Origin of the sequence: Scytonema sp. PCC 10023 (genome assembly GCF_963920835.1) — a bacterium.
GTDB lineage: Bacteria > Cyanobacteriota > Cyanobacteriia > Cyanobacteriales > Nostocaceae > Kalymmatonema.
The window spans coordinates 1-2,835 of the sequence record NZ_CAWUDP010000247.1; the positions used below are offsets into that span (position 1 = coordinate 1).

General features: G+C 45.2%; 2 protein-coding genes. Both read left to right on the top strand.

All coding sequences use genetic code 11. The annotated features are described in order from the left end of the window. Positions 1 to 627: WD40 repeat domain-containing protein (locus ACM0OZ_RS48370; protein ID WP_414590076.1), on the top strand; the 627-nt coding region annotated here is incomplete at its 5' end. 141 nt (positions 628 to 768) lie between these two features. Then, positions 769 to 2,835, top strand: a 2,067-nt coding sequence (locus tag ACM0OZ_RS48375) for an NACHT and WD repeat domain-containing protein (RefSeq protein WP_414590077.1), incomplete at its 3' end; no start/stop codon positions are given.

Consider the following 2,835-nt stretch of genomic DNA (forward strand, 5'->3'; position numbering starts at 1 on the left):
CGGTTGTGGTCTAGTAAAGGTCAGCAACTTGCCGTACTCAAAGGTCATCAAGGTTTCGTATTATCAGTAGCAATTAGCATAGATAACCAAACAATTGTCAGTGGTGGTTATGATGACACAGTGCGGTTGTGGTCTAGTAAAGGTCAGCCACTCGCCGTACTCAAAAGTCATCAAGGTTTGGTAAGGTCAGTAGCAATCAGCACAGATAACCAAACAATTGTCAGTGGGGGTGATGATGGCACAGTACGGTTGTGGTCTAGTAAAGGTCAGCCACTCGCTGAACTCAAAGGTCATCAAGGTTACGTAAGTACAGTAGCAATCAGCATAGACAAGCAAACAATTGTCAGTGGGGGTGATGATGGCACAGTGCGGTTGTGGGATAGCAAAGGCAAGCAAGTCGCTGAATTGAGAGGTCATCAAGGTTCCGTCTCTTCTGTAGCAATCAGCACAGATGGACAGACAATTGTCAGTGGTGGTTCAGATGGCATAGTGCGGTTGTGGGATATTAGATTTGAGTCTTGGCTAAAAGCAGGTTGTGAGCGATTACAGGATCATCCTGTTTTCAAAGAACTTAAAACTCCTGATGATAAAGGAGCCAAGGCAACGTGTGAGTCATCTTTCCGTTAATGTCGTTAAATATGCAATTTTTTATGAAGTTTTTATCACAAAATCAATCATTGTCTTGGCTGGGTGAAAACCGGCATAAGCTACTTAAGTATTGTTGGGTTGACACTTTAATGCTGGTGAATCGGTGATGAGGCAGAATCCATGAGCGATCGCGGGTTAAGGGATGAGAATCGCAGCATTAGAATTGAAAAGGATGCCATCAGCAGTGCGATTATTTCTGGAGATGGTAACAAAGTTGTTATCTACCAGTACCAACTTGAGCGCCAACTTCCACAAGAGAAAGTTTCTACCACAGGAGAAATAGGTTCCAATCCTTACAAAGGGCTACTCGCATTTCTTGAAGTTGACGGCGAGCGCTATTTTGGGCGAGAAAAGCAAATCGAAAAATTGTGGAATCTATTTCGGACTCTTCACGAAAACACAACTCAACCAGAAGCGCCATTACGTTTGCTACCAATTTTAGGACCATCTGGTTCTGGTAAATCTTCCCTAGCGCGTGCAGGTTTAATTCCAGAATTAGCCCGTCGTCCTCTACCGGGTAAAAGCCAAGCGCGAGTGGCGGTGCTTGTCCCTGGGACTCATCCTGTGGAAGCTTTAGCAACGGTTTTGGCAAGAGTGGCGACGAATGACCAAACTCCTGTGGCTAAAACCCGCGAGTTTGCACAAGAATTAAAACAAACTAGCAGTAACACTACTGATACTATTATTTATGATGGCTTACGGCGCATTGCCAATGTTTTACCAGAGATTGCTGTATCGCCGTTAGTGGTGCTAGTAGACCAGTTTGAAGAAGTTTACTCACTTTGCGATGACGCTATTGAGCGCCAAATATTTATTGAGAACTTAATTCATGCCGCAGGCGATCGCTCTGGTTGTGTCTCAGTAATCATCACTCTGCGTAGCGACTTCCTTGGAGAAACTCAACGACATCCAGCGCTCAATCAGGCGATCGCCAAACTGGGTGTAATTATTCCGGCTATGAGTACAGAGGAATTGCGGCGGGCGATAACCAAACCAGCAGAACTAGCTGGTCATCCACTGGATGAAGCAGTCGTGAATTTACTCATTAACGATACACTTGGGCGTGAAGGAGCATTACCCCTACTTCAGTTTGCCTTAACCCGCATCTGGGAGGGATTGAAAAATGGCGTCCAAGCCGTCAAAACACTTGAACAAATTGGTGGTGTCGGGGGAGCTTTAGCAGACGAAGCTCAGCGCATCTATGAAAATCTGAATGAGGAAGAGAAAAAGATTGCCCAGCGAGTCTTTCTGGGATTAGTGCAACTTGGGGAAGGGACAAGCGACACCCGTCGTCGTGCCAATATCGATAGTTTGATTTCCTACACAGACAAACCAGAATCTGTCAAAAGAGTGATTGGTCGGTTTGCTCAACCTGGTGTAAGATTAATAACCCTCTCTAGCCTTGATGGAACAGAAACGGCTGAAATAACCCACGAAGCGTTGTTTGCCCATTGGGAACAGATGAGACAATGGCTTGATAGCAGCCGCAGCGACATCCGCTTCCAGCGGCGCTTGGATGAAGCCGCAGTCTATTGGAATCAAAATGGTCGTCCAAATGGGAGTCTTTGGCGTTCTCCAGACTTAGATATCTTAAAGAACTATAAACAGCGAGCCAACGATAATATGACACCGCTACAGGTGAAATTTTTTCAGGCTTCGCAACAAGCAGATAATAACAGAAAGCTTTTGCAGTGGCTAGGAATTGGTGGACTGGTTGCAGGGTTATTTTTCGTGAGCGTTCTGTGGCGAAGCTCAGAAAAAGGACGTATAGAAGAAGCTGCTCTAACAGCCAAAATTTTGTTATCGACAGCGACAGATCCTTTAACAGGTTTAGAAAGGGCAATTAGTCTTGTAGGACAAAGCCGCTCACCTTTGTTTAGTTTCCCCAATCAATCATTACCCCCATCAGTACAAGACAGCTTATTCAGTGCAGTCCAAAATAATAGGAACAAAAATGTTCTCAAAGGTCATCAGGGTACCGTAAATTCAGTAGCAATAAGCACTGATAACCAGAGAATTGTCAGTGGTGGAAGAGATGGCACAGTGCGGTTGTGGGATACTCAGGGCAAGCAAGTTGCTACATTCAGAGGTCATCAGGGTTCCGTAAATTCAGTAGCAATAAGCACAAATAGCCAGAGAATTGTCAGTGGTGGAAGAGATGGCACAGTGCGGTTGTGGGATACTCAG